We start from the raw sequence: 5,857 nt of genomic DNA on the forward strand, positions 1-5,857 counted from the left end.
GCGCTGCTGGGGTAGGCCCTGGGGGCCTGGCACGCCCTGCTGGCGCTGCTGGGGTAGGCCCTGGGGGCCTGGCACGCCCTGCTGGCGCTGCTGGGGTTGGCCCTGGGGACCTGGCACGCCCTGCTGGAAGCGCGGTCCGGGGACGCCCTGCTGGTTGTTCGGGGTGGGCGTACCGTGCTGGGCGGGCGCACCCTGCACGGTGACGCCGGGCATGGGCTGGTACTGGTCGATCCACTGCCCACCGTTCCACCAGCGCAGGCGCTGGCTGCCAGCGGGATCTGGGTACCATCCGGGTACTGGTTGCGACATGACCGTCCTTTCAGTTTCTGAAAGCAGTCTATACCCATCGTCGTGAGCGTTATAACGAGGTATTCGTTCGGGACATCACGCCTGCCGTGCGGGGTGACAGGTACCCTGAAAGGCATGGCAGCTCTCTTTTCGTCGTCACCCCTGCTCGCGCTGTTTGTCGTCGTCGCGTTGGGCGCGGCGATTGGGGCGATCCGGATCGGTCCCCTTCGTTTCGGTGCGGCGGGTGCTCTCTTCGTTGGTCTGACGGTCTCCGCCATCCATCCCGAGGTTGTCAGCACGCACATGTCGATCGTCCAGTCAATGGGCCTCGCATTCTTCGTGTACTGCGTCGGCATTTCCGCTGGTGCGACGTTCTTTCAGGACCTGCGCAAGCAGACGAACCTCCTGGCCCTCACCACGCTCGTCTGCGTCGTTGGTGCAGTTATTACTCTCGTCGGTGGTCGCCTTCTCGGCCTGTCCTCTGGCCTCGCCTCGGGCCTCTTCACGGGAGCATTGACGGCGGCGCCCGCCCTGGATACGGCGACGCGGCTCACGGGCGACGCGAACGCAGCCGTCGGTTATGCGTTCGGCTATCCGATCGGCGTCATCGGGGGCATTCTCATCGTGACGATCACCGTCACGAGGAAGTGGCTGGGTCCCAAGGACACGCCCTCCCTCGCGGGTGCGTCGCTCGAGGCTGTCAGCGTTCATATCTCCAAGCAGATCAACACGCGTGACATCACCGCGTGGCGCGAGCAGCGCGTGCGTCTGTCCTACCTGCGCCGCGGTGATCGTACGCGCGTCATCGCGCCCGGCGAAGACCTTCTGCCAGGCGACCATGTCGTCATGGTTGGCGACCCCGCGTCGATCAAAGACGCCGCTCCCCTGGTCGGCGAAATCCTCGACCATAACCTCGAGGATGATCGGTCCGACCTGGCGTTTGAACGTATCGTCGTCTCTAACCCTGACGTCGCAGGGCGAAGCGTGTCGGAACTCAACGTTACGAAGCGATTCGGAGCCGTCATCACACGAGTGCGTAGAGGCGACCTGGACCTCCTGGCTCGTGACGACCTCGACCTGCAGCTCGGCGACCACGTCGCTGTCGTCGTCCCCACGGATGAGCTCGACGACATCGCGCAGTGGCTGGGTGACTCTGAGCGGCGCGTCGCCGAGGTTGACGGCATGGCGTTCGGCATCGGCCTGGTCCTCGGTCTGCTCCTGGGTATCGTGTCCTTCCCGCTGCCCGGCGGACAGGGATTCCAGCTGGGCGCCGCAGCTGGCCCGTTGATCGTCGGCATGTTGCTGGGTGCTCTGCGCCGCACGGGTCCGCTCGTGTGGACCCTGCCCGCCGCGGCGAACCTGACGATCCGTCAGATTGGCCTCATGCTTTTCCTCGCGGCTCTCGGCCTCAACGCAGGCCCGCAGTTTGCGAGCCTGCTCGGCAGCCCTGACGGTTGGCGCGCCGCCGTCCTCGCCGCCGTCATGGTCGTCGTGTGCTGCGGCGTCCAGGCTCTCGGCGCGAAGTTTATCGGCCTGTCTGCGCCGCGCGCCGCCGGCGGTGTCGCCGGCTTCCTCGGACAGCCGGCCGTGCTCCAAGCCGCGGATGCCCGCGTCACCGACGAGCGCATCGAGGCGGCCTACGCGACCCTTTTCGCTTTCGCGATCATCGTCAAGATACTGCTCTTGCCGATGATCACTTCGTTCCTGTGAGCGCCGTACACTAGGGCCATGGCTACCCCAGACTTTGTCCTTGAGCTGCGCCGACACGTCGGCCACGCGCCCCTGTGGATGCCCGGCACGACCGTCGTTATCCTGCGCCCGGCCCCCGGCTGCCCGCCGATCGACTGGGAGCGCCCCATCGCGCCCGAAGCCGTCGACATCCTGTGCGTGCGCCGCTCCGATAACGGCGCCTGGACTCCCGTGACCGGCATCGTTGACCCGGGCGAGGAACCCGCGATTGCTGCCGCCCGCGAGGCCTTGGAGGAGGCCGACGTGCGCATCGATGTGCGCCGCCTCCTCTCCGTCGAAGTCGTCGGCCCTGTCACCTACTACAACGGCGACGTCACCACCTACCTGGACGTCGCCTTCGCAGCGCAGTGGGTGAGCGGCGAACCCACCCCCGCCGACGGCGAAAACAGCGAGACCGCGTTCTTCCGCGGCGACCAGCTCCCGCCCATGAACGCCCGTTTCCGCCGTGTCGTCGCCAAAGCTCTGAGCGGCCGCCCCGACGCAGACTTCCTCACCACCTGACGCGGCGTTGCCCGCGCGCGTGCCCCGGCCTCGTCCCCGCGCCCGAAACGACTTGTGTTCCTGTCAAACCCCTTGCGGGACTGAAGTCCTAGTGGTGGAATGGGGGCATGGATACACCTAGCAAGATTGCATACTCAGTCACCGCCGACTCCACGGGTGGCCGCGCCGGCACCTCCTCCGTCCCCGCGCTCGGCATCACCCACATCATGCGCGCACCCAAGGAACTGGGCGGACCCGGCGACGGCGCCAACCCCGAAGCCCTCTTCGCCATGGGCTACGGCGCCTGCTTCCAGGGCGCCATGGGCCTGGCCGCCAAGGAACTGGGCATCGACACCACCGACTCCGTCGTGCGCACCACCATCGGGCTTGGCCCCGAGGGCGACTCCTTCGCCCTCACCGCCGACATCAAGGTGCTCATCCCCGGCGTCGACCTCGACCGCGCCCAAGCCCTCGTCGAGCGCGCCCACCAGCTGTGCCCCTACTCCAAGGCCACGCGCGGCAACGTGCCCGTCACCGTCACCGCCGTTGCATCCTTCTGAGGACACCCGACAGACGAAAGAACCCCAGCCTCGTCGAATGGACGAGGCTGGGGTTTCTTCATGCGCTCAGGCGTGCTCGCGCGTCAGGTGCCCGGGTGCCGCCGGGCTTGCCGCGCGCACGGCTGCGCCCTTCGGGCTTGTCGGGCGCGGGTGAGCCGGGCGCTCAGGCGCCGCGCCAGTACGCGCCCAGCGCCTTCGACAGCGTCAGCAGGTCATCGATATGGCTCATCTCGCGAGCCGAATGCATCGACAACAAGCCCACGCCCACATCCACCGTCAAAATCCCCAGGCGGGACGCCGTGATCGGGCCGATCGTCGTACCACATGGCATCGCGTTGTTGCCCACGAAACTTTGCGAAGGCACACCCGCCGCCGCGCACGCCCGATTCCACAAGGCAATGCCCTCGCCGTCCGTCGCGTAACGCTGCTTCGAATTGATCTTGATGACCGGGCCTCTCCCCATCACCGGGCGGTTATCCGGATCGTGATGGCCCGCGTAGTTCGGATGCACCGAATGCGCCGCGTCTGCACTCACACACGACGAAGCCGCCAGCATCCGCTCGAAGCCATCCTCATCGCGGCCCAGTGCTGTCGCCGTGCGGCGCAACACCGTCTCCAAGATCGGGCCGGCCGCGCCCGTGCGCGATCCCGAACCCACCTCCTCGTGATCGAAGCACATGAACACCGTGACATCCCCGCCTTCCGGGGCACCCTCAGCTGCCAGACGCTCCAGAGCCACCAGGCCCGGATGCACACTCGACAGATTGTCCTGACGCGAGGCGGCCACGAACTGTCCCTTGTCCCCGAAAAAACCCGGCCCCTGGCTGGGGGTCAAAATCAGGTCAAAGGCCGCGATCTGGGAAGCATCCTCCAGGCCCGCCGTGCGAGCGACAATCTCCAACACGCTGCCGGTCGGGTTATCCACCGTCCACACCGGATGCAGGTGCTGTTGCGGATCCAGCTTCAACCCCACCGGATTCACCTCACGATCCAGGTGGATCGCCAGCTGCGGGATACGCGCAATCGGACCAGTACGAGCCAGAATGACCTCGCCATTCGTCAAAACCAGGCGACCCGCCAGCGTCAACTCGCGATCCAGCCACGAATTCCACATCATGCCGCCGTACACCTCGACGTCAATCTGGCCCCAGCCATCCGGCGTCGTCGACTGCACCGACGGCTTCACCGAAAACGCCGGCGAATCCGTATGCGCGCCCACGATACGGAAACCCGCGTCATCGGCGACCGTCTCGGGCACGAACCACGCGGCCACCGCGCCACCGCGCACCATCACGTGACCTCCCGGGGACGCATCCCACGCGCCCTTCTCATCGACGCGCGTAAACCCAGCGTCGACCAGTCGCTGCGCCACGACCTCGGCCGCGTGATAAGGGGAAGGAGAATCAAGAAGGAAATGCTGATAGTCCACCGCGTTCGCGTGGACTTCGTCCAGTTCAAGCTGTGCCATAACCCCCATGGTAGGACGCTCCGCGTCGCCTATGCTTGACTCATGAGTGAGAATCCCGCATACACCCTGTCCGACGGCCTGGACGTTCCCGCGATCGCACTGGGCACCTACAACCTGCGCGGCACCTCGGGCGTATCTGCGATAGTTTCTGGCGTCGACGCCGGCTACCGGATGCTGGACAGCGCCTTCAACTACGAGAACGAGGGTGCCCTCGGCGCGGCCGTACGCCGCTGCGGCGTACCCCGAGAGGAGCTGCGCCTCGTCTCCAAACTCCCCGGACGTCACCAGCGCTACGACGAAGCCATCTACACCGTCGAGGAATCCCTCATGCGCGCCGACCTGGACTACTGGGACATGTACCTGATCCACTGGCCCAACCCCAAACGCGGCCTCTACGTCGAGGCCTTCCAAGCCCTGCTAGACGCGCGCGACCGCGGCCTCATCCGCTCCGTCGGCGTGTGCAACTTCCTGCCCGAACACCTCGACCGCGTGCACGCCGAAACCGGCGAATACCCCAGCGTCAACCAGATCGAACTGCACCCCTACTTCCCGCAGGCCTGCGCACTGGCCTACCACTCGCAGATTGGTGTGCTCACCGAGTCGTGGAGCCCGCTGGGCCGCAAGTGGCGCATCGTCGAAGACCCCGCGATCGTCGCCCTGGCCGCCGAGGCAGGCGTGTCCCCGTCGCGCCTCATCCTGCGCTGGCACTACCAGCTCGGCGCCCTGCCCCTGCCCAAGTCCGGTCACCCTGAGCGCCAGCGCGAGAACTTCGACATTTTCTCGTTCTCGCTGTCTTCTGAACAAATGGCGGCGATTAGTGCCCTCGGTCGCCCCGACGGTCGCCAGGCCGACCAGAACCCGGAGTACTACGAGGAGTTCTGACTGGTTGGGCCGGTGCTTGCGGTGCCACCTGATCTCCGGCGGTGCTTGCGGCGCCAGGGGTTTTCCCGGCGCCGTCGGGTCCGGCCGCTGTGTGTGCCGGCGGTCGGCGACCCGCCCGCCCGCTGCGCATCAATGTCGCACGTAATTCCCCTACGTGTATTTCAAATGTTGAATTCACATCGTTGGGATTGCAACGTTTTGAGGTGTTCTCTAAAACTGACCGTGTTAAATTACGTGCGACTTATGTTTGGCTCGGGCCCTGCTGCCGCCCACCGGCACCGCGGCAAGGCCCTGCAGGCCCTGCGGCGGCCTCCAATCGGGCGGGGCTTGTCGCTGTTCGTCGCTAGCGTGCTCATCGCTCACCGCCTAGCAATTTCGCACGTAATTCCCTTGCGGTTACTTCAAACCATGAACTGACGTCGTTGCAATT

At 66.0% G+C, this 5,857-nt stretch carries 6 protein-coding genes; 4 read left to right on the forward strand and 2 right to left on the reverse strand.

All coding sequences use genetic code 11. The features are described from left to right. Nucleotides 1-309, reverse strand: a 309-nt coding sequence (locus tag RYL44_RS09730; protein WP_314975852.1) for a DUF2510 domain-containing protein, incomplete at its 3' end; no start/stop codon positions are given. A 114-nt stretch (nucleotides 310-423) separates the two neighbouring features. On the opposite strand from RYL44_RS09730, the gene RYL44_RS09735 reads away from it, so the two are divergent. From RYL44_RS09735 to RYL44_RS09745, 3 genes are all read left to right on the forward strand, one after another. Next, on the forward strand, nucleotides 424-1,998 hold the full coding sequence (locus tag RYL44_RS09735) for an aspartate:alanine exchanger family transporter (protein ID WP_314975853.1): 1,575 nt from the start codon (nucleotides 424-426) through the stop codon (nucleotides 1,996-1,998). Nucleotides 1,999-2,016: 18 nt separating this feature from the next. Further along, nucleotides 2,017-2,538: an NUDIX domain-containing protein gene (locus tag RYL44_RS09740; protein WP_314975854.1), complete on the forward strand. Its 522-nt coding sequence runs from the start codon at nucleotides 2,017-2,019 to the stop codon at nucleotides 2,536-2,538. A gap of 107 nt (nucleotides 2,539-2,645) precedes the next feature. Continuing rightward, on the forward strand, nucleotides 2,646-3,077 hold the full coding sequence (locus tag RYL44_RS09745) for an Ohr family peroxiredoxin (RefSeq protein WP_314975855.1): 432 nt from the start codon (nucleotides 2,646-2,648) through the stop codon (nucleotides 3,075-3,077). 163 nt (nucleotides 3,078-3,240) lie between these two features. Here RYL44_RS09745 and RYL44_RS09750 read toward each other — a convergent pair whose 3' ends face one another. Beyond that, nucleotides 3,241-4,545, reverse strand: coding sequence for a M18 family aminopeptidase (locus RYL44_RS09750; RefSeq protein ID WP_314975856.1), 1,305 nt, complete (start codon nucleotides 4,543-4,545; stop codon nucleotides 3,241-3,243). A 42-nt stretch (nucleotides 4,546-4,587) separates the two neighbouring features. Between RYL44_RS09750 and RYL44_RS09755 the strand changes: the two genes are divergently transcribed. Next, complete coding sequence (locus tag RYL44_RS09755; protein ID WP_314975857.1) at nucleotides 4,588-5,427, forward strand: aldo/keto reductase; 840 nt, start codon at nucleotides 4,588-4,590, stop codon at nucleotides 5,425-5,427. Nucleotides 5,428-5,857 lie beyond the last annotated feature (430 nt).

This window comes from Actinomyces bouchesdurhonensis (genome assembly GCF_963540955.1).
Lineage (GTDB): Bacteria > Actinomycetota > Actinomycetes > Actinomycetales > Actinomycetaceae > Pauljensenia > Pauljensenia bouchesdurhonensis.